The sequence below is a fragment of the Streptomyces sp. TRM68367 genome (assembly GCF_014495685.1).
Taxonomy (GTDB): Bacteria; Actinomycetota; Actinomycetes; order Streptomycetales; family Streptomycetaceae; genus Streptomyces.
The window spans coordinates 1-21090 of sequence record NZ_JACTVI010000083.1 but is presented as its reverse complement, the minus strand read 5'-3'; the positions used below and the strand labels follow the sequence as shown (position 1 = coordinate 21090).

Sequence of the window (21090 nt, the reverse complement as noted above, 5' to 3'; positions counted from 1 at the left end):
AATGTGTCAGTTGTCTATGGTGATCAGGTGAGCGAGCAGACGCAGGAACGGGGAGTGTCCACGCCGCGGCGCGTGGTCGTCGTGGGCGCGGGCATGGCGGGCGTGCAGACGTCGGTCGCCCTGCGGGAACAGGGCTTCACCGGCACCGTGACGCTGATCGGCGCGGAGCCCCACCAGCCCTACGACCGGCCGCCGTTGTCGAAGGCCGTCCTGCTGGGCAAGGCCGAGGGATCCGCCTTCGACGTGGACTTCGAGGCGCTCGGCATCGAGCTGCGGCTCGGCTGCGAGGTGCTGGGCCTGCGCCCCGGCGACCACGAGCTGGACACCGAGGACGGGCCCGTGCCGTACGACGTGCTGGTCCTCGCGACCGGCGCCGAACCGGTCCGGCTGCAGAGCGCCGAGGGCGTCCCCGGCGTGCACCTGCTGCGCACCCTGGACGACGCCGAGCGGCTGCGGCCGGTGCTCGCCCGGCAGCACGACATCGTGGTCGTCGGCGCGGGCTGGATCGGCGCGGAGTTCGCCACCGCCGCGCGCGAGGCGGGCTGCTCGGTGACCGTCGTCGAGGCCGCCGACCGCCCGCTCGCCGGGGCCCTGCCCGCCGAGGTGGCCGCCCCGATGGCCGGCTGGTACGCCGACGCCGGGGCCGTTCTGCGTACGCACGCGCGCGTGGAGCGGGTCGAGCCCGGCGCGGTGCTCCTCGACGACGGCACGCGGCTGCCCGCGGGCGCGGTCGTCGTCGGCATCGGCGCCCGGCCCGCCACGGCCTGGCTCACCGGCTCCGGCATCGAGCTCGGCGCGTGGGGCGAGGTCGTGGCCGACCAGCACCTGCGCACCTCCGTCCCGGACGTCTACGCCGTCGGCGACTGCGCCTCCTTCCCCTCGAGGCGGTACGGCGAGCGGCTGCTGGTCCACCACTGGGACAACGCTCTGCAGGGCCCGCGCACCGTCGCCGCGAACATCGTCGGCGGGGCCGTCGGCGAGGCCCCGGCGGCCTACGACCCGGTGCCGTACTTCTGGTCGGAGCAGTTCGGCCGCTTCGTGCAGTACGCCGGGCACCACGCGGCCGCCGACACGGTGCTGTGGCGCGGCGACCCGTCCAACCCGGCCTGGACGGTGTGCTGGCTGCGCGGGAACCGCCTGGTCGCACTGCTGGCCGTGGGGCGCCCGAGAGACCTGGCCCAGGGGAGGCGGCTGATCGAGGCGGGCGTGGAGATGAACCCGGAGCTGCTGGCCGACCCGGCGCGGCCGATGAAGGGGGCCACTGCGTAGCGTCGACTTCCGACTGTCAGTCCCAGATGGCAGGCTTGTTCCGTGACCGAGATTGACGCAAAGATCGATGCTCTCGTCCCCGCCTGGCTCACCCTCCCCGACATCGCCGAAATGCTCGGCGTCGAGGTGACCCGCGTGCGGCAGCTGGTGAAGGACGGCCAGCTCATCGCCGTACGCCGCGGTGAGAACCGCGCGCTGCACGTCCCTGCCGCATTCATCGACGGGGACAAGGTCGTCAAGGGCCTGTCCGGCACCCTGACGCTCCTGCGGGACGACGGCTTCACGGTCGAAGAAATGCTGGAGTGGCTCTTCACGCCCGACCCGTCCCTGCCCGGCACCCCCGCGCAGGCGCTGAGCGAGAATCGCGGCACGGAGGTGAAGCGCCGCGCCCAGGCGCTCGCTGTCTGATCCGACATACCGTCCGGCGTACGGGCCGCGGCCGACCTGGGCCACGGCCGCGGTGGGGTGCGGCCCGTACGCTGCCGACAGCGGACCACGCCATGGCCGGCGGCTCCGCCGGGGTCCGCAGGCCACTTCCGGCGCACCTGTCGTAGCCCGTACGCCACCACCGGAAGCGGGCCGCATCCGTACGCCGCCGGAAGCGGGCCGCGCCGTGGTCAGTACGCCACCGAAGACGGGCCTCGCCGCCGTCCGCCCAGCGGGCCGGGCCACGGTCCGTACCGCCACCGACACCGGGGGATCACCCGCATGCCCGACACCGCAGCCACCGCACGCGCCCAGCTCGCCGACGCCCGGCTCTATCTCTGCACGGACGCCCGCAAGCGGCAGGGCGACCTCCCGGAGTTCCTCGACGCGGTCCTCGCCGGCGGCGTCGACATCGTGCAGTTGCGCGACAAGGGCATGGAGGCGGCCGAGGAACTGGAGCACCTGAAGGTCCTCGCCGACGCCTGCGCCCGGCACGGCAAGCTCCTCGCCGTCAACGACCGCGCGGACGTCGCCCACGCCGCAGGCTCGGACGTCCTGCACCTCGGCCAGGGCGACCTCCCGGTCCCCGCGGCCCGGGCGATCCTCGGCGGTGACGTCCTGATCGGCCGCTCCACGCACGCCGAGGCGGAGGCACGGGCCGCCGCCGTCCAGGACGGCGTGGACTACTTCTGCACCGGCCCGTGCTGGCCGACCCCCACCAAGCCCGGCCGCCCCGCCCCCGGCCTCGATCTCGTCCGGTACACGGCGGCGCTCGGCACCGACCGGCCCTGGTTCGCCATCGGCGGCATCGGCCTGGGCAACCTCGACGAGGCCGTCGAGGCCGGCGCCCGCCGGGTTGTCGTCGTCCGGGCGATCACGGAGGCGGACGACCCGGGCGCGGCGGCGGCGGAGTTCGCCAAGCGGCTGCGGCAGGCGTAGGCCCCGTTTGCCCTGTAGGCCCGTCTCGCGCGTGTCCAAGGAGTGGACCATGGCCCGGCAATTCGGGTAAATCTCTGGATCCGGTTGGGTGACCGCCGACCCCTGACTAACCTTCCCGTATGGCCCTCGGAACCGCATCCACCAGGACGGATCGCGCACGCACCGTGCGTGACATGCTTGACCCCGGCAAAACGACGTATTCGTTCGAGTTCTGGGCGCCAAAGACGGAGAAGGGCAAGCGCAATCTCTGGAACGCGCTGCGCAGGGTCGAGGCGGTGGCCCCCAGCTTCGTCTCCGTGACGTACGGCGCCGGCGGCTCCACGCGCGCGGGCACGGTGCGGGCGACCGAGCAGATCGCCGCCGACACCACGCTCACCCCGGTCGCCCACCTCACCGCCGTCGACCACTCGATCGCCGAACTGCGCAACATCATCGGCCAGTACGCCGACGCCGGGATCCGCAACATGCTCGCCGTGCGCGGCGACCCGCCCGGCGACCCGATGGGCGACTGGGTTCCGCACCCGCAGGGTCTGGCCTACGCCGCCGAGCTCGTCCGGCTCATCAAGGAGTCGGGTGACTTCTGCGTGGGCGTCGCCGCCTTCCCGGAGATGCATCCGCGCTCCAGCGACTGGGACACCGATGTCGCCCACTTCGTCGACAAGTGCCGGGCCGGTGCCGACTACGCGATCACGCAGATGTTCTGGCGCCCGGAGTCCTATCTACGGCTGCGTGACCGGGTCGCCGCGGCCGGCTGCGAGACCCCGGTCATTCCCGAGGTCATGCCGGTGACCAGCGTGAAGATGCTGGAACGGTTGCCAAAGCTCAGTAATGCCTCGTTCCCGGCGGCCCTGAAAGACCGGATCCTCACGGCACAGGACGATCCGGCGGCTGTACGCTCCATTGGGATCGAGTTCGCCACGGAGTTCTGTGCGCGGCTGCTGGCCGAGGGAGTGCCCGGATTGCACTTCATCACGCTCAACAACTCCACGGCGACGCTGGAAATCTACGAGAACCTGGGTCTGCACCACCCGCCGCAGGCCTAGACCGGTCGCACCGGCGTGCGACACACTGCGTAGCGGCTACTGGGAGAGGGGCGTACATGGGCTGGACGGTCCTCTACATCGCGTTCGGCATCGTCGCGCTGTGGCTGCTGGGCGAGGTGCTGCTGCAGTACAAGGCACGCCTGCGCTGGCGGCTGCTCGCCTTCGTCGGCTTCCTCGGTGTCGTCGTCGGTGTACTGATCCCGTCCTTCGTCGTGATCGGACTGGGCGCCGCCGCGTTCGCGGTCGGGCAGACGTATGTCACGCTCTCGTTCCGCCGCGGCTTCGCGGCCGGCTGGGCGATGTCCGCGCCGGCCCTCGGCGGGCTGCCGGGCCTGGGCGGCAGCAAGCGCCCCCGCGGCGGCCGCCAGGACCCGACCCTGGAGGTCACCGGCCTGGAAGCGGCCGAGGGCGGCTACGGCGACGAGGGCGGCTACGGCGACGAGGGCGGCTACGGCGACGAGGGCGGCTACGACGACGGCCGCGCGCAAGGCCAGGACAGCGTGTCCTACGGCCACGACGACGAGTACGACCGCGACGACGTCTTCGCCCCCGCGCGCCCCGTCGACCCGGCGGCCGCCGAGACAACCGCCGTCTACCAGCCGCAGTCCCTCCCGGACGACACCAGCTCCTACGGCATGTACGCCGACAACGGCTACGGCCAGGACCAGTACGCGGCGGCGGCCCAGGGCACCGATCAGACCTACGCCTACGACTACTCCGGCTACGGCCAGCAGCAGTACGGCTACGACGCCACCGGGCAGCAGCAGTACGCCGCCTACTCCGACCCGTACATCGGCACCCAGACCTACGATGCGGGCGCGTACGATGCGACGTACGGCGGCCAGCAGCAGTACGGGCAGCAGCAGTACGGGCAGCAGCAGTACGGGCAGCAGGGCTACGCCCAGGGCCAGGACCAGTACGGCACCGGCACCGGCGGCTACGGCGAGACCCCGCCGGGCGGCGTGTGGGTCCCGCAGCAGCGCAGCACCGAAGACCCGTACGGCGGCGAATTCCCGCCGGAACAGCAGCAGTACCCATACCAGGGCAACGGCCAGCAGCAGGACGGCCAGGGCTTCGACGAGCAGTACCGTTTCTGAACTCTCCGGGCCGCTGCCTCCCCCCTGAATTCGGTGCCGCTCTCACCGGGCTCACCGGCTTCGCGGACTCCCGGCCCCGCTCTCACTGCGGCCTGAAGAACGCGGCCTGAAGAACTCCGTGCCGGGTCTCGTTGCGACCCCAAGGACGCCGTGCCGTCTCGCTGCGCCCCGCAGAACTCCGCGCCGGGTCTCACTGTGACCCGCGGAAGTCCGGCCCCTCCACGATCAGTCCGGTGACCAGCGCGCCCGACATGCCCGCGTGGGGGAGGCCGCCGCCGGGGTGGGACCAGCCGCCGACCGTGTAGAGGCCCTCGGTGCGGGTGGTGCTCGGCGCGTGCAGCAGCCGTCCGCCGTCGGCGGCCAGTGCCGGCACCGGGACGGCTCCGCCCTCCGTGCCCGTGGCCTCCGCGATGTCGGCCGGGGTGCGCAGCTCGTGTCGGAGGAGGCGCTCGCGCAGGTCCGGTATCGCGCGCGCGGCGGCGGTGATCAGGGCCTCGGCGTGCCGGTCGTCGGGCTCCGACCCGGCGGGCAGGGCCGAGGTGAGCGTGACCGCCTCGTGGCCGGCGTCCGGGACCAGCGCGGGGTCGTCCGGCCGTAGGACCGTGACCGTCGGGTGCGCGGGCAGGCCCGGGGCGGCGCCGAACAGGGCGTCCAGCTCGGCGTCGCGGTTCTCGGCGTGCACCACCGTGCGGTGCGCCGCGCCCTCGGGACGGCCGCCGCGCAGCGCGAGCAGCACCGTCAGCCGGCTCGCCGCCCCGCGCTGCGGCGGCACCTCGCCCTCGCCCCACACCGCCGTACCCCGGGCGAGCCGGTCCAGTACGCCGGGCGCGACCCCGGCGACGACGAAGTCCGCGTCCGCCACCGCGCCGTCCGCCAGCTCCACCCCCGCCACGCGGCCGTCCTTCTCCAGGATTCCGGCGACCTCCGCGCCGAAGTGGAACTCGACCCTGCGGGCCACGCACCGCTCGTACACCGCGCGCGCCAGCTCCCGCAGGCCGCCGCGGACGTACCACGTGCCGAAGGCGTGCTCCATGTACGGCAGCACCGCCGCGCTCGCCGGGGTCGTGCGGGGATCCAGGCCGTGGCCGAGGGCATGGCCCTCCAGGAGGGCGGCGAGGCGGGGATCCCGCAGCTCCCAGGCGCCGACCTCGGCAAGCGTGCCCGCCCGGCGGGTGCGCAGCAGCAGCTTGCGCGGGACCGCCGGATAGGGCTCGCGCTCGGCCAGCACCTGCCAGTTCGGCCACAGCGGCTCCTCCAGCAGTGGCCGGCGTGTCCGGTCCCACGCCTCACGGGCCCGCACCAGGAAGTCGCCCCAGCGTCTGCCCGCGCCCGAGCCGAGCGCCTCGTCCAGCGTGGCGACGACGCCCGCGCGCGAGGCGTTCGGCAACGACACCTCCGTGCCGTCCGCGAACACGTGCCGCGCCGACGGGTCGACCTGGACCAGCTCGACGCACGCCTCCAGTGGCTCCCTGCCGGTCTTGACGAACAGATCGCGCCAGACCGCGGGCAACGGCAGCAGTCCCGGCCCGGTGTCGAAGGAGAAGCCGTCCCGCTCGAATCGGCGCACCGCTCCGCCGTACGTCTCCGTCCGCTCGTACACCGCCACCTGGTGGCCCGCGACGGCGAGCCGGGCGGCGGCCGCCATCGCGCCCATCCCGGCGCCGATCACCGCAATCCGTGCCATGCCTGCGACTTTATCGGCCGCCACTGACAGTTCGGCCGGGACCGGCCTCGGCGACGCCCGGGGCAGTAGCGGCGCGGGCGCGTTCGTCACCAGTTGGTGACAGCCTGTCCTGAGGGTGAGTGCGCAGGACTGAGTATCCGTACCTACGGGATGAGTTGAGTACGCGCGCGGATGGGCCGCGACCTGCGCGAACGAGAGAGTGGAGGCACGGAAAGGGGCACGGCTCCGGCACCGGCGACACGGGGCGCCGGAACGGAGCGGGCCACGATCCGCTCCTTCCGCCGGCGGACGTCGGCGGGAGCGAGGCACGGGGGAACCCGGGGGACGACCGAAACGGGGGTTCCAACGGGGGGACGTACGGGGGAGCAAGAGGAAGCGCCGGTCCGGCCGGTGGCCCGCGGGGGATGCGGCCACCTCGGACCGGCGCTTTCATGTGCGGCGGCCGGCTTTCGGGGCCGGTCGGCCTTCATGTGCGGCGCGCGTTGTCAGCGGCGGCCGCTCACCCGGCCCTGAAGCAGCCGGGACAGCGCCGCGTGCACGTCGTCCAGGGAGCGCTCCGGCTGGAACGACTTCCAGTCCAGCGCCGCCACCAGCACCATGCCGACCAGCGCGGCCGCCGTCAGCGGGATATCGATCTCGTCGCTGAACTCGCCGTTCTCCACACCCTCGCGCAGCACGCCCTCGACGACCGCGACGGCCTCCTGCCGGACCACCATCAGCGTGGACTGCCAGGCCCGGTTGGTGCGCCACAGCTCGGCCACGTACAGCTGGGTGAAGGCCGGGTAGCGGTCGATGAAGACCAGCCCCGCGCGGACCATCGCGTCCAGGGCCTCGACCTTGCCGCCGCCCGCGCGGGCGGTCTTCTCCGCCGCCTCCCGGAGGGAGGCGGTCAGGAGACCCACGCCGTGCCGCAGCAGTTCCTCGAAGAGGACGGACTTGCTGGCGAAGTTGTAGTAGACCGTGCCCTTCGCGACTCCGGCCCGCTCGGCGATCTCGTCCACCGTGGTGGCGGAGAAGCCCTGCTCGGCGATGAGGGTGACGGCCGCCTCGTAGAGCTTCTGCCGGGTGGCTTCGCGACGGGTGCTGCCGCCCGACGTGGCGCTGCTGCTTTCCATGGCCCTGATTGTCACAGGAACCACTCCGTGCCCGGACACGGGAGTCGAGGTCACGCGCCCGGTCACAGGCTCAGCTCCGGGTGCAGCCGGTCGAGCGTCCACACCTGCCGCCGACGGGCCGACAGCGCGGTCAGCGCGAGCGCGCCCGCCGTGAACGCCGCCAGCACCGCGCACGCCTGCCACACCGGCCCCAGACCCCCGCCCGTGATGAGCCGCCGGAGCGCCTCGACGACGTAGCTCATCGGCAGGAGGGGGTGCAGCGCGTTGAAGAAGCCGGGGCTGGTCTGCACGGGGTACGTGCCACCCGCCGAGGTCAGCTGGAGCATCAGCAGCGCCAGGACGAGGATCCGGCCCGCGGCCCCGAAGCGGGCGTTCAGCCACTGCACGAGGGCCGCGAAACAGGCCGTCACCAGGAACAGGAAGCCCACCGTGCCTGCCGCCCGCGCCATCTCCAGGCCGATCGCCCAGTGCAGCACCGCCATCAGGGCCGCCGTCTGCGCCGCCCCGATCGCCACCACCGGCAGCCAGCCCGCCAGCGTGATCCGCCACGCCGGGGCGCCCGCGGCGAGCGCGCGCCGGTTCATCGGCGGGATCAGCATGTACGCCACCATCGCGCCCACCCACAGGGAGAGCGGGATGAAGTACGGGGCGAAACCGGTGCCGTAGTTGGGCGCCTTGTGCACGTCCCCGGAGGCGAGCTGCACCGGGTCGGCCATCACCTCGGTGCGCCGGTCGCGGTCCTGCTCGTCGTAGTCGGGGATCTGCTCGGCGCCGTCGTGCAGGCCGCCCGCGAGCTTGCCGGAGCCGTCGACCAGCTTATAGATGCCGCCGTTCAGGTCCTCGGCGCCCGCCCTGAGGTCGCCGACGCCCTTGTCCAGGTCGGCCGCACCGGTTCTGGCCGTGCCCAGCCCCTTGTGCAGCTTCTTGGCGCCGGCGGCGACCTTGGAAGCGCCGTCGTTCAGCTTGTTGATCCGGGTGACGGCGTCGTCGAGGTCCTCGGAGAGGTGCGAGGCGCGCCGGGCGAGCTCCCGGGCCTGCTTCTGCAGGGTGGCGAGGTTCTTGTCGAGCTTGTCCAGGTCGCCGTTCTGGTCGGCGATCAGCGCGTTGACGTCGTCGGCGACGGTCGCCGAGTCCGCGGCGGCGTCCTTGGCCTTCTTCAGGTCGGCGCAGGCGGCGTCGGGCAGCACGGGGTTCACACAGCGCCGCTGGTAGACGCCGTCCAGCGAGTCGGAGGCCGTGTGGGCGGCCTTGGCGGCGGCGGGCGCCCGCTCCGCGAGGGTGTCGAGGTGGTCGCGGACCGCTCCCGAGGAGTCGGCGACGAGCCGGGCGGTGTCACCGATGGTCTTCTCGTTGCCCGCAAGCAAGGGGCCCACCTTCTGGTCGAGCCCGTTGACCTTGTCGGCGAGCGTCTGCGTGCCCTCGGCCACCTGCTTCGAGCCGTCCGCCAGGTCGCCCGAGCCCTTGTGGAGCTTCTTCAGCCCCGCGGCCAGGCTGCTGCTGCCGTCCTTGGCGTCCTTCAGGCCGTCGGCGAGGTCCTTGGCCCCTTTCTCCGCCTTCCCGATGCCGCCGTTGAGCCGGTCGGCGCCCTTGGCGGCCTTCACGGTCTCGCCGTGGATGCCGGAGAACGAGATGAAGATCTTGTCCAGCATGGTCCGCGAGGCCTTCGTGGACGCGGCCCGGCGCACCTCGCTGAACACCGTCCGGGAGATCTGGCCGACGATGTAGTTGTTCGCGTCGTTCGTCCGCACCCGGAGGACGCCGGTCTCCGGGGCTGCACCGCCGCTGGAGGCGATCCGTCGGCTGAAGTCGGCCGGCATGGTCAGGGACAGGTAGTACGTGCCGTCCTCGACGCCCCTGCGGGCCTCGGCGGCGCTCACCTCGTGCCAGTCGAACGTCCTGCTGTCCCGCAGCCGCTCGGCGAGGTCGTCGCCCGCCGAGATCCGCCTGCCGTCGGCCGTCGCCCCCCTGTCGTCGTTCACCAGGGCCACGGGGACCTTGTCGAGACGGCCGTACGGGTCCCAGAAGGACCACAGGTACAGGGCGCCGTACAGCAGCGGCAGCACCAGCAGCGCGACCAGGGCGACGCGCGGCAGCCGGCCCCGGCCGAAGCGCCGCAGCTCAAGCGCGGCGAGTCGCGGCGAGCGCATCGGCCTTCTCCTTCGTGTCGTGGTGGGAGTCGTCGGCGTTGGCATCCTCGTCGGCCTCGGCCTTGCTGCCGTGGGTCTCGGTGTCTTCGGTCGCCGTCTCGCCGGTGTTCGTGGCGCCGGCGGTTGTGCCGCCGGAGGTCGTTTCGTCGGTGGTCGTGCCGACGGTGCTCCTGCCATCGGTGTTCGTGCCGTCGGGCCCGGTGCCGAAGGCGGTGGAGACGACCACGGCTCCCTCGGGAGCCTCGCTGCACACGGCCACCACTGTTGTGCCCGCCTCGGCGAGGGACGCGAGCAGCGCCCAGACCTCGTCCCGTTCGGCGTCCGACAGCTTCAAGTCGGTGTCATCGACGCCGAGCAGCCGTGGGCGGTCGATCAGGGCCAGGGCCACGGACAGCCGCAGCGCCTCCACGCGCTCCAGGTCCCGTACGGCGGTGCGCGCGCCCTTGGGCAGGGACGCCGGTTCGAGACCGGCGGCGGCCAGCGCGGCGTCGATCCGCTCCCGGGCCTCCCCGCGCCGCTCGGCACGCGGCCGCAGCAGCTCGCGCGGCGAATCGCCGAACCGCCGCTGGAGCAACGCCCGCTCGTGCAGGTGCTCGGCGACGGTCAGGGCCGGGTCGAGGTCCGTGACGCCCGGCACGTGGGCGAGGGCACTGCACCGCCGCACCGCCGACAAGTGCTTCGGCCCTCTCGCCCCGCCCACGGTGGCCGACCCCTCCGTGGGCTTCATCCGCCCCGTGAGCGCGAGCAGCAGACACGTACGCCCGGACCCCGACGGACCCTCGATCGCGATCAGTGAACCGGGCTCCGCGTCGAAGGAGACCTCGCGGAACGCCCAGCCGCGAGGACCCCTGAGCCCGAGGCCCCGGGCCGCGACACCGACTCCGGTCACGGTTTCCCCCAACCCCTCGAATCGAACTGATGACATTGACCTGCCAGGAATTGAACTGACTGGTCAGTGCAAAAACTACTCCGAACTCTCGATCGAAGCAAAGGCCCAGGTCAGAACGGATTGTCAGTGCCATACCTCACGATGGGCACATACGGCATCACCTGCCATGGCGATGCCGTCACGCAGACGACAGGAGGTTCGTCATGGCCAGCTACCACGCAGCAGCCGCCCGCCGGCGCCGCGCCACCGGCCCTGCCCCCTCACTGACCAGCCCGGCGAGCGACGTGCACCCCGTGCTCCGCCGGGCCACGGCCCCGCCGGCCGCCCTCGACCTGCTCGCCCAGGCCCGCGCCGGGCTCGACGAGGCCGCCGTCCTCGAAACGCCCAACGAGCGCTACGCGAGGGCCCACCTCGCCGCCTTGCGCACCGCCGCCGCCGTGCTCGCCGCGCACGGGCGCCCGGAATCCTCGCCCCGGGCCCGGGCCAAGATCCGGAGCGCCTGGGAAGTGCTCCCCGAGATCGCGCCCGAGCTCTCCGAGTGGAGCGCGCTGTTCGCCTCCGGAGCCCGGCGTCGTGCCCGGGCCGAGGCGGGCATCCAGGGCGCGGCCAGCAACCGGGACGCCGACGACCTGATACGGGACGTGGCGATGTTCCTGCGCCTGGTGGAGCGGATGCTGGTCCTCCAGCCGGTCCTCCCACAGCCACGCCAGGACACCGACGAGCCGGACGGTCCAGGCACCCCACGGGACATGCCGGACGCGGGCTGACAGGGACGCGCCGCCGCACGCCGCGGCGACCGGGTGCGGTGTTGCCCGCCGTGGTGGCCGAGTACGGCGCCGCCCGCCGCAGTGACCGGGACGACCTCGCCCGCCGCAGTGACCGGGCAGGTGCCGGAGGCAATAGGGTGGAGGGCGCCTGAAGTCTTCCCCCCAACCGTGCCCGGGGCCCGGGGCCGGGGAAGGCGCCCCGATCGCGCCGCCGTGCAAGAGGCGGTGCCGCGCCGAGGAGTCAACTGCCGTGTCGGACCCGATGCGCCCGCCCGTCTCCCACCGCCACTCGCAAACGGCGTCGCTGCGCTCCGACCCCTCTCGCCCCCGCGCCTCACTTCGTACGGCCGTGGTCTGGGAGGTCCTCCAGGACGCCCTGGAGGGCCGGGTCAAGGCCACGGGACGGCAGGCGCTGGAAGTCCTTGACACGGGAGGCGGCAGCGGCAACTTCGCGGTGCCCGTCGCCAGCCTCGGCCACCGGGTCACCGTCGTCGACCCGAGCCCCAACGCGCTCTTCGCGCTGGAGCGCCGCGCCGCCGAGGCCGGCGTCGCCGACCGCGTCAAGGGCGTCCAGGGCGACGCCCACGGCCTCTTCGACGTGGCCGAGCGAGGCGGGTACGACGTGGTGCTGTGCCACGGCGTCCTGGAGTACGTGGACGACCCGGCCGAAGGCGTCCGCAACGCTGTGGCCGCGCTGCGCACCGAGGGTGTCCTCAGCCTGCTCGCCGCCGGACTCGGCGGCGCCGTGCTCGCGCGGGCTCTCGCCGGGCACTTCAAGGAGGCCAGGCAGGCGCTCGACGACCCGAACGGACGGTGGGGCGCGAGTGACCCCGTGCCGCGCCGCTTCACCGCCGAGCAGCTCACGGAACTGGTCGAGGGCGCGGGCCTCACGGTCGGCGCCGTGCACGGCGTGCGGGTCTTCGCCGACCTCGTCCCCGGTGTGCTCGTGGACACCGAGCCCGGTGCCCTGGAGGCGCTGCTGAAGCTGGAGGAGGCCGCGGCCGAACTCCCGGCCTTCCAGTCTGTGGCCACGCAGCTTCATGTGCTCGGTGAGATTCGGGAGACAAGAGGCGACCGGGAGGCCTGAGCCGCCTTTGTGCCGCGCCGCTGATCAGCGCCGCGGCTGTGCATGGAGTACGCCACAGGCCCTCCGAACGGGGGCCTCGCGCCGTATGATCGAGGGAGACCGTCCGGCATGACGGGTCGGCTGCTGGGGAATGGAAGCTTCAGCGAGCCGGGACGCTCATGGCGGGATCCGGTTGGCCAATTGGCGCAGAGGGGCGGGTTTCACGGGGGCGATTCCCTGCCTATCCTGAAGAGACCCCCCAGGGTCGCCACGGCGACTGCACGATGAGGAGGACTCCGTGCCGCTCTCGGAGCACGAGCAGCGCATGCTCGAGCAGATGGAGCGAGCGCTGTACGCCGAAGATCCCAAGTTCGCGACAGCGCTTGAAGGAAGCGGGCTGCGCACGTACACCCGGCGGCGGGTCTACCAGGCGGTCGCGGGCTTCCTCGTAGGTATTGCGCTCCTCATGGCCGGTATGGTCGCCAAACAGGTCTGGCTCAGCGTCGTGGGCTTCCTCGTGATGCTGGGCTGCGCGGTACTGGCCGTGACCGGCTGGCGCAAGGCCCCCAAGCCCGGCGAACAGTCCGCCGGTGCGGCACCGCAGGCCCGCCGTCAGGGACGCCAACGGCGCTCCATGATGGACCGCATCGAGCAGCGCTGGCAGCGGCGCCGCGACGAGCAGGGCGGGCAGTAGCGGGCGAGCAGCAGGGCTCCAGGACATACGTGAAGACGTACGTCAGGGGGTGACCGCCGGTGAGGCGGTCACCCCCTGACGCATGAGTGCCTAGTGGCTCGGGGCTCCCTGTCGTTCGGTGACTGCGTTGTGGCTTGTCGCGCCCCCTGCGGCGGAGCCGCATATCGAGCACAGCCCCGCGCCCCTTGCAGTTTGGCTCACCCAGGCCGGCCCCCAGCCCCCGGGACTCGCTCCGACCCGTCAGCCGCGCTGCCCCGACGTGCGCCGCGTCGGCATGGCCGCCAGGGCCCGTTCGCGGAGGGTGGTCCAGCGGGCCGAGACCGCCCAGGTCACTCGTACGGTGGAGCGTGGGGCAAGGAGCGCGCGGAGGCTCGTGCTGCGGCTGACCTCCGTGCGCAGGCCGGTCGTCACCCGGCGGACGTCGTCCGCGAGGCCCGCCGTGGGTCGTGGGTGCGGGGCGTACAGGACCTGCTCCACGGCGTTCGCCACCCGGTGGACGGAGGCCGCGGCCGCCGGGTCGAGCCGGCCCAGGCGGACGATGCGGGCGGCCGACTTGCGCGGGGTCTGTGACTCGTCCGGCGCGATGCCGAAGTCCCACGCCGTGTCGGTCAGCTCCTGCCACACCGCCAGGATGTGGCCCGCGACATCCGCCTCGCCCCGGCCGTGCGCCCCGAGCCGTACGGATCGGGTCCGCAGTCTCCAGAGCATCGGCGCCAGTGGGAGCGCCAGCGCGGCGAGCGCGCCGAGCACCCACGCCAGGACCGTGTACCACTTCGGCCCGCCGTCGTCGGTCGGCAGCGCAGCCGCGGGGGACTCGGTCCCGCAGTTCCCGTCGAGCCGTTTCTGCTCGACCGTGCAGCTCTCGCTCGTCGACGGCGTCGGAGACGGCGCGGCGGACGTCGACTGGGAGGGCTGCAAGGTGTCCGGCAGTGCGCTGCCCGGCGTGTCCGTCAGCGTGTAGGACGGCACCGAGCCGCGGGTCGGGGTCGGCTCGAAGCGGGTCCAGCCGATGCCCTCGAAGTACAGCTCCGGCCAGGCGTGCGCGTCCCGCAGGCCCACCGACACCGTCTCGTCCCCCTGCGGGGTACCGGGCGCGAAGCCCACCGCGACCCGGGCCGGTATGTGCAGCGATCGCGCCATCGCCGCCATGGCGAAGGAGAAGTGCACGCAGAAGCCCTGCTTGTCCCGCAGGAAGCGGGCTATCGCCTGGGAGCCGCTGCCGACCTGCACCTGTGTGTCGTATTCGAAGCCGCCGTTCACGGCGAAGTAGTCCTGGAGCTTGACCGCCTGCTCGTAGGGGTTCCGCGCGCCCTCGGTGACCTCGCGGGCGGTGCGTTCCACCACCGGCGGCAGGGAGTCCGGCAGCTGGGTGTACTCGCGCTCCAGGGCCGGGGGCGGCGCCGGCGCCTCGGCCAGCTGCTGCGCCGTCGGCTCCACGTCCAGGCTCTTCACCCGGTACGTCAGCCCGCTCGTCGTCTGCCCGTGGTCGCCGACCAGCGTCATGCCCACCGGCTCGTAGCGCCAGTTGCCGCTGATCTGCACGCCGCTCGGCGGATACGGCATCGGCAGCCAGTTCTGGGAGTACCCGTCGGCCGCCGAGATGGTGGTGTCGACCTCCGAGCGCCGGACGTCGGGGCTCAGGCCGACCGGAGTCGGGAAGTCGTCGGGCACACCGGTGATGTGCCGCTTGGACGGCTTCCACGTGGTGCCGTCGAAGTCGTCCAGGGAAACGATCCGCAGATACAGGTCCGAGACGTCGTCCGTGCTGGTCCGCAGGGACATCACCTGGCTGTCCTCGTCCACGTTCAGACTGTCGCGCAGGGACACCAGCGGGTTCACCGCGGAGATCGTGCCGCCGCGCCCGCTTCCGGAGCCCACGCCCGTGCCGGTGGCGTCCAGCAGACCGCCGTTCATCGCGGGCAGCCCGAGCGGCACGACCAGGGCGATGCCCAGCGCGACCACGCCGATGCGCCGCCCGGTGCGCACCGGGGCCGTGGCGCCGCTCGGCTCATCGCCCGGCGTGCGCGGCGCCCCGCCGAAGACGCGGCCCCACTGCGAGAGCCGGTCGCGTCCCTCGGCCAGCAGCAGCATCAGATAGCCGCCCGCCGCGACCAGGAACCACACCCAGTCGCTGCCGCCGTCGGACAGCCCCGCCGCCACCGAGTACAGCGCGAGCAGGGGCAGACCGGCCGGGGCCGCGCTGCGGAAGGTCACCGCGAGGGCGTCCACCATCAGCCCGATCACCAGCACGCCGCCGATGAGCATCAGCCGGATGCCGTCGGACTCGAGCGGCGCCGGAATCGCGTACCGCGCGATGTCGTCGGCGCCCAGTCGCAGCAGACCGGCGAAGTGCCGGAAGGCCTCCGGGCCGGGGAACACCCCGAGGAAGGCGTGCTCACTGGCGAAGACCAGGGTCAGCAGCATCAGCGTGACCAGGGCCTGCGCCGCCACGGTCAGCGGCCGGGCCAGCGGCACCCGCCGGGTCGCCGCGCCCACGCCTGCCTGCACGGCCAGCAGGAACGCCGCCTGCAGGATCCAGGAGGCAGGCTCGACCAGGGGCAGCAGGGCACACGCCGCCATCAGCGTCGCCGTCCACGCGCCCAGCGTCAGTCGTGTCCGACCGCTCATACCGGCCCCTCCCCGCCGCTTGTGGCGGCGACGCCGGAGCGCTCCCGGTCCGCCTGCCGCCACAGGTCCTCCAAGGAGGCGGCCCGCGGCACGCTCAGGGCCGTCCAGCCCGCCTCGCGCAGCATCCGCAGCCGCTCCTCGCTCCTGTCCAGCGGGCCGGACACATCGGTCGGTTCCCGCAGCCAGGCCCCGCTGACCAGCTGGAAGGCGACCGCGCCCCCGCTGCGCTGCCGCATCCGGGCCACCACGGCGGCCTGCTCCTCGTCCAGGTCGCCGAGGAAGGCCACCAGCAGCCCCTCGTTCCCGCTGCGCAGCACGTCGTACGCACGGGACAGGCCCGCGCCGTCGGAGTGGTCGATCACGGCGAGCGTGTCCATCATCAGCCCGGCCGCGTCCGCCGACTCCTGGCTGGCGCCCGCGAACCCGTCGGCGCCCTCGCTCGGCACCGAGTTGCCGGTGTCCGTCAGCAGCCGGACGGAATAGCCCCGCTCCAGCATGTGCACCAGCACGGACGCCGCTCCCGCCACCGCCCACTCGAACGCCGAGTCCGGGCCCGCGCCCTCGAAGGCGATGCCCCGGGTGTCCAGCAGGACCGTGCAGCGGGCGCGCTGCGGCTGCTCCTCGCGGCGCACCATCAGCTCGCCGTAGCGCGCGGTGGAGCGCCAGTGCACCCGGCGCAGGTCGTCGCCGTAGCGGTACCCGCGCGGGAGCACGTCGTCCTCGCCGGCCAGCGCCAGCGAACGCTGCCGCCCGTCGCCGTACCCCTTCGCCTCGCCGCTCAGGCGCACCGGCGGCAGCGGCTCCGTGCGCGGGATCACCGTCAGGGTGTCGGACGTCGAGAAGGACCGGGTCAGCTCGCACATGCCGAACGGGTCGGTCAGGCGCAGCTGGAGCGGGCCCAGCGGATAGCGGCCGCGCAGGTCGGAGCGGACGCGGTAGGACACCTCGCGGCGGCCGCCCGCCTCGACCCGGTCGAGCACGAAACGGGGGCGCGGACCGAGCACGTACGGCACCCGGTCCTGCAGCATCAGCAGACCCGTGGGCAGCCGGGAGACGTTGTCCATCCGCAGATGGACCCGGGCCTCGCTGCCGGCGGACACGCGCGCGGGGGAGAGCCGGCGGCTGCCGGCGACCCGGTAGCGGGTGCGGTACAGCACGGTCGCGCACACCAGCGGCAGCACCGCGAGCAGCAGCCCGACGCGCAGCAGATCGCTCTGCCCGAGGACGTACGCGCAGACCGCAGCCGCGACACCGGCGGCCAGGAACGAGCGGCCACGCGTGGTCAGTCCGGCCAGGGCGGTACGGATGCCGCTCCTGTCGCCGCGGTCGCCCTCCGGCTGCTGCCCCGTGCCCCCGATGGACGGGGCGGTCATCACAGCCTCCGCGGCGGCTGCTGGCCGTATGGCGGAGCGCTGCGGCCGAGGCCCAGACCGCTCTGCTGGGGCGCCGCCGGAACCGGCGTGCTCTGCAGGATCTCCTGGACGACCTGCTCGGCGGTGCGGCGGTTGAGCTGGGCCTGGGCGGTGGGCAGCAGGCGGTGGGCCAGGACGGCCACGGCGAGCGCCTGCACGTCGTCCGGCAACGCGTACTCCCGGCCGCTCAGGGCCGCCGACGCCCTCGCCGCGCGCAGCAGGTGCAGCGTCGCGCGCGGGGAGGCGCCCAGTCTCAGGTCCGGGTGGGTGCGCGTGGCGCTGACCAGATCCACGGCGTAGCGCCGGACCGGCTCGGCCACGTGGACGCCGCGCACGGTCTCGATCAGCTTCACGATCTCGTGCGCGTGCGCCACCGGCTGGAGGTCCTCCAGCGGCGAGACGCCGCCGTGCACGTCCAGCATCTGCAGCTCGGCCTCCGCGCTGGGGTAGCCGACCGAGACCCGTGCCATGAAGCGGTCGCGCTGGGCCTCCGGCAGCGGGTAGGTGCCCTCCATCTCGACCGGGTTCTGCGTCGCCACCACCAGGAAGGGGCTGGGCAGCTCGTAGGTCTTGCCGTCGATGGTGACCTGCCGCTCCTCCATCGACTCCAGCAGCGCGGACTGCGTCTTCGGCGAGGCACGGTTGATCTCGTCGCCGATCACGACCTGAGCGAAGATGGCTCCAGGCTTGAACTCGAAGTCCTTGCGCTGCTGATCCCAGATGGACACACCGGTGATGTCCGAGGGCAGCAGGTCGGGCGTGAACTGGATACGCCGCACCGAACAGTCGATGGAGCGCGCCAACGCCTTGGCGAGCATGGTCTTGCCGACTCCGGGAACATCCTCGATCAGCAGGTGTCCCTCCGCGAGCAGCACGGTCAGGGAGAGCCGGACGACCTCGGGCTTGCCCTCGATCACGCCCTCCACCGACCCCCGCACGCGCTCGACCACGGCGGTCAGATCAGTGAGGCTCGCTCGATCGTCATAGGTCGTCACCCGGCCCTCCTCGGCCCGTACTTTCCGGGCCGACGCACTCGATGCGCAACCGGCCCACCCCGAACACGGACACCACGCGTGAAGAGTTCCGCGTGACGCCACACTCGCATTCTTGCTGCCGTTACCGATTCGTGTCACTCGACTGTGGACAACTGGCAGCGACATGTCCTGTCTTACGGCCTTTCGTCGCGCGAGTGACAGGAGATTGACAGCAAGCCGTTTCCCGGGCGGGCGGGCGGGTCAGGCGGGATCGATCTCCCGCAGCAGGCCCGTCTTCACGTCGAAGACGAATCCGCGTACGTCGTCGGTGTGCACCAGGAACGGCGAGGTGCGCACGCGCTGCATAGACTGCCGCACGTCCTGCTCGACGTCCCGGAAGGACTCCACCGCCCAGGCGGGGCGCTGGCCGACCTCCATCTCCAGGTCGTGCCGGAAGTCCTCGGTGAGGGACTCCAGACCGCAGCCGGTGTGGTGGATGAGGACCACGCTGCGGGTGCCGAGCGCCCGCTGGCTGATGGTCAGCGAGCGGATCACGTCGTCGGTGACCACGCCGCCCGCGTTGCGGATGGTGTGGCAGTCGCCCAGCTCCAGGCCGAGCGCGGTGTGCAGGTCGAGCCGGGCGTCCATGCAGGCCACGACGGCGACTCGGAGGACGGGACGGGCGTCCATGCCGGGATCGGTGAAGGCGGCAGCGTACCGGGCGTTCGCCTCGACGAGACGGTCGGTGACGGTGCCGCCGTGTATCGCGCCTTCGGAACCCGTGGAAACCGATGCAGAAGTCGTCATAACCACGACGGTACTGGTCACGCCGGACGCCGGCCCTGTGTGAGAGAGGACAAAGAACCGCATCGAGACTTGTTGTGAGGTAACCCACAAGAGCGGCGTGAGGGCGTCCGTTCGAGTGAATTCCGGCGCGGTACGGCGTGACGCGCGCCGGAGCCTGCGACGCGCAGGCCGGTTGATTGACCGCGAGAGAGGGTGGACTAAAGTGACGCGAAGCGGGAGGCGAGCCCCCTGGAGACTCTCCCCGCTGGACTGATTTCCCCTGGAGTTCCCGGCACGCTTCCGGCCGGTCTCCCCGCGTGCGCGGCGCGTACGTACGGCTCGGCCTCCTCCCGCTCCCGGTCGGCTGACGCTTCCGGCGCCGGCAGGCCTCCCCTTCACGAGCGGGCGGGGACCCGGCGGTGCGTGACGCCGCGCCGGACCTGAGAGGTCTCCGTGAGCCAGAGTCGACACGTCCCGGTGATGCTCCAGCGGTGCCTGGACCTGCTGGCGCCCGCCCTGGAGCGGCCCGGGGCCGTGGCCGTCGACTGCACCCTCGGCCTCGGCGGCCACAGCGAGGCGCTGCTGACCCGGTTCCCCGAGGCGCGGCTCGTCGCCCTCGACCGGGACAAGGAGGCCCTGCGCCTGTCCGCCGAGCGCCTCGCGCCCTTCGGCGAGCGCGTCACCCTCGTGCACGCCGTGTACGACGAGCTGCCCGAGGTGCTGGAACGGCTCGGCATCGCGCGCGTGCAGGGCGTCCTGTTCGACCTGGGCGTGTCCTCCATGCAACTCGACGAGTCCGGCCGCGGCTTCGCCTACGCCCAGGACGCCCCGCTCGACATGCGCATGGACCAGACGACCGGCATCAGCGCCGCCGAGGTCCTCAACACCTACCCGCCCGGCGAACTCGTGCGGATCCTCCGGACGTACGGCGAGGAGAAACAGGCCAAGCGGATCGTGTCCGCGATCGTGCACGAGCGCGAGAAGGAGCCGTTCGACACCAGCGGGCGGCTGGTGGAGCTGATCCGTGACGCGCTGCCCCAGGCGGCCAAGCGCACCGGCGGCAATCCGGCCAAGCGCACGTTCCAGGCGCTGCGCATCGAGGTCAACGGCGAACTCGCCGTCCTGGAGCGGGCCGTCCCGGCCGCCGTGAAGGCCCTCGCCGTGGGCGGGCGGATCGCCGTGCTGTCGTACCACTCCCTGGAGGACCGGCTGGTCAAGCACGTGTTCGCGGCGGGCGCCGCCACCACCGCGCCGCCTGGTCTGCCCGTCGTGCCCGAGCGCTACCAGCCGCGGCTCAAGCTGCTCACGCGCGGTGCCGAACTTCCCACCGAGGAAGAGATCGCCGAGAACCGGCGGGCGGCACCGGCGCGGCTGCGCGGCGCCCAGCGCATCAGGGAGTCCATCGAATGACGAGCATGAGGCAGGCGACGGGGCGGGCGTGCGAGTCCGGAATCCGGACCCACGCGGGTGGGAAATCCGGACTCGGGGGAGCGGAGTGAGCAGGACACCCGAACTGAAGGGGAGGGCCGCCCGTCTCGCCCGGCTGATCCCGACCGGCAGCCCCGGCCAGGCCGCCCGCACCCCCTTCGTCCTCCTCGTCGTCCTCCTCCTCGGCGGCGGCCTGATCGGGCTCCTGGTGCTGAACTCCGCGCTGAGCGAGGGCTCGTTCAGACTCGACGACCTCCAGCGGGAGACGAAGAACCTCACCGACGAGGAACAGGCGCTCCAGCGGGACATCGACGCCTACTCCGCCCCCGACGCCCTCCAGCGCCGCGCCCGCGAGCTCGGCATGGTGCCCGGCGGCGACCCCGCCTTCCTGAACCCCGACGGCACCGTCAAAGGCGTCCCCAGACCGGCCCCCGCAGACTGGCGCACCCCCGAGCGCAGCCCTCTCGTCCTCGCACCCGAGGCGCTGGCCGACGCGACGGTCCCGCCCGCGACGCCCACCCCGGGCACCACGCCCCCCGCCCCGCGGCGAGAAGCCACGACGCCGCAACAAGCCACCCCTCAAGAAGCCACGCCCCCGACCCCCGGCAGGTGACGGAAGTGTCTGATCCTTCTGGCAGGCAACCGCCGCGCCGCCGCGTGCCCGGATCCGCCAGGCCCGCCCGCCCCGGCGCCCGGCGCCCCGGCCCCGGCTCCCGCCCCCGCGCC

18 protein-coding genes are annotated in these 21090 nt (G+C 72.9%); 10 read left to right on the top strand and 8 right to left on the bottom strand.

The window, feature by feature from the left end:
* Positions 1 to 27: 27 nt before the first annotated feature.
* From H8R17_RS34765 to H8R17_RS34745, 5 genes are all read left to right on the top strand, one after another.
* Positions 28 to 1269: an NAD(P)/FAD-dependent oxidoreductase gene (locus H8R17_RS34765; RefSeq protein WP_187827214.1), complete on the top strand. Its 1242-nt coding sequence runs from the start codon at positions 28 to 30 to the stop codon at positions 1267 to 1269.
* Between the two features lie 42 nt (positions 1270 to 1311).
* On the top strand, positions 1312 to 1677 hold the full coding sequence (locus H8R17_RS34760; RefSeq protein WP_187827213.1) for an Rv2175c family DNA-binding protein: 366 nt from the start codon (positions 1312 to 1314) through the stop codon (positions 1675 to 1677).
* A 300-nt stretch (positions 1678 to 1977) separates the two neighbouring features.
* Positions 1978 to 2634 (top strand): thiamine phosphate synthase, encoded by a 657-nt coding sequence (gene thiE, locus H8R17_RS34755; RefSeq protein WP_187827212.1) that lies wholly within the window; start codon positions 1978 to 1980, stop codon positions 2632 to 2634.
* Between the two features lie 119 nt (positions 2635 to 2753).
* Entirely contained in the window at positions 2754 to 3677 is a 924-nt protein-coding gene (gene metF / locus H8R17_RS34750; RefSeq protein ID WP_187827211.1) for a methylenetetrahydrofolate reductase [NAD(P)H], read from the top strand.
* Positions 3678 to 3733: 56 nt separating this feature from the next.
* On the top strand, positions 3734 to 4774 hold the full coding sequence (locus H8R17_RS34745) for a hypothetical protein (RefSeq protein ID WP_187827210.1): 1041 nt from the start codon (positions 3734 to 3736) through the stop codon (positions 4772 to 4774).
* 190 nt (positions 4775 to 4964) lie between these two features.
* Here the strand turns inward: H8R17_RS34745 and H8R17_RS34740 are convergent, their stop codons facing one another.
* From H8R17_RS34740 to H8R17_RS34725, 4 genes are all read right to left on the bottom strand, one after another.
* Entirely contained in the window at positions 4965 to 6458 is a 1494-nt protein-coding gene (locus H8R17_RS34740) for an NAD(P)/FAD-dependent oxidoreductase (RefSeq protein WP_187827209.1), read from the bottom strand.
* A 485-nt stretch (positions 6459 to 6943) separates the two neighbouring features.
* The gene (locus tag H8R17_RS34735; protein WP_187827208.1) at positions 6944 to 7573 is read right to left on the bottom strand and encodes a TetR/AcrR family transcriptional regulator; all 630 of its coding nucleotides are present in this window, start codon (positions 7571 to 7573) and stop codon (positions 6944 to 6946) included.
* Positions 7574 to 7635: 62 nt separating this feature from the next.
* Complete coding sequence (locus H8R17_RS34730; RefSeq protein WP_187827207.1) at positions 7636 to 9720, bottom strand: YhgE/Pip family protein; 2085 nt, start codon at positions 9718 to 9720, stop codon at positions 7636 to 7638.
* Positions 9692 to 10645: an ATP-binding cassette domain-containing protein gene (locus H8R17_RS34725; protein WP_187827206.1), complete on the bottom strand. Its 954-nt coding sequence runs from the start codon at positions 10643 to 10645 to the stop codon at positions 9692 to 9694. The genes H8R17_RS34730 and H8R17_RS34725 overlap by 29 nt, the downstream gene beginning before the upstream one ends.
* Positions 10646 to 10812: 167 nt before the next feature.
* Between H8R17_RS34725 and H8R17_RS34720 the strand changes: the two genes are divergently transcribed.
* The 3 genes from H8R17_RS34720 (at position 10813) to H8R17_RS34710 (ending at position 13136) form a co-directional block, all read left to right on the top strand.
* Entirely contained in the window at positions 10813 to 11376 is a 564-nt protein-coding gene (locus tag H8R17_RS34720) for an SAV_6107 family HEPN domain-containing protein (RefSeq protein WP_187827205.1), read from the top strand.
* A gap of 250 nt (positions 11377 to 11626) precedes the next feature.
* Positions 11627 to 12463, top strand: a complete 837-nt coding sequence (locus H8R17_RS34715; protein ID WP_187827204.1) for a methyltransferase — start codon at positions 11627 to 11629, stop codon at positions 12461 to 12463.
* 277 nt (positions 12464 to 12740) lie between these two features.
* Positions 12741 to 13136 (top strand): DUF3040 domain-containing protein, encoded by a 396-nt coding sequence (locus tag H8R17_RS34710; protein ID WP_187827203.1) that lies wholly within the window; start codon positions 12741 to 12743, stop codon positions 13134 to 13136.
* Positions 13137 to 13376: 240 nt separating this feature from the next.
* Here the strand turns inward: H8R17_RS34710 and H8R17_RS34705 are convergent, their stop codons facing one another.
* The 4 genes from H8R17_RS34705 to H8R17_RS34690 form a co-directional block, all read right to left on the bottom strand.
* Positions 13377 to 15764 carry a DUF3488 and transglutaminase-like domain-containing protein gene (locus tag H8R17_RS34705; protein ID WP_187827202.1) on the bottom strand — a complete coding sequence of 796 codons (2388 nt, stop codon included), beginning with the start codon at positions 15762 to 15764 and terminating at the stop codon, positions 13377 to 13379.
* The gene (locus H8R17_RS34700; protein ID WP_187827201.1) at positions 15761 to 17137 is read right to left on the bottom strand and encodes a DUF58 domain-containing protein; all 1377 of its coding nucleotides are present in this window, start codon (positions 17135 to 17137) and stop codon (positions 15761 to 15763) included. Before H8R17_RS34700 ends, H8R17_RS34705 begins: the two co-directional genes overlap by 4 nt.
* Complete coding sequence (locus H8R17_RS34695; RefSeq protein ID WP_187827200.1) at positions 17137 to 18171, bottom strand: MoxR family ATPase; 1035 nt, start codon at positions 18169 to 18171, stop codon at positions 17137 to 17139. The genes H8R17_RS34700 and H8R17_RS34695 overlap by 1 nt, the downstream gene beginning before the upstream one ends.
* Before the next feature lie 240 nt (positions 18172 to 18411).
* Entirely contained in the window at positions 18412 to 18957 is a 546-nt protein-coding gene (locus H8R17_RS34690) for a carbonic anhydrase (protein WP_187827199.1), read from the bottom strand.
* Positions 18958 to 19389: 432 nt separating this feature from the next.
* Between H8R17_RS34690 and rsmH the strand changes: the two genes are divergently transcribed.
* Together rsmH and H8R17_RS34680 are read left to right on the top strand one after the other, a co-directional pair.
* A complete protein-coding gene (gene rsmH, locus H8R17_RS34685) occupies positions 19390 to 20346 on the top strand; it encodes a 16S rRNA (cytosine(1402)-N(4))-methyltransferase RsmH (RefSeq protein WP_187827198.1) in 957 nt (318 codons plus the stop codon).
* Between the two features lie 85 nt (positions 20347 to 20431).
* Positions 20432 to 20977 (top strand): septum formation initiator family protein, encoded by a 546-nt coding sequence (locus H8R17_RS34680; RefSeq protein ID WP_187827197.1) that lies wholly within the window; start codon positions 20432 to 20434, stop codon positions 20975 to 20977.
* Positions 20978 to 21090 lie beyond the last annotated feature (113 nt).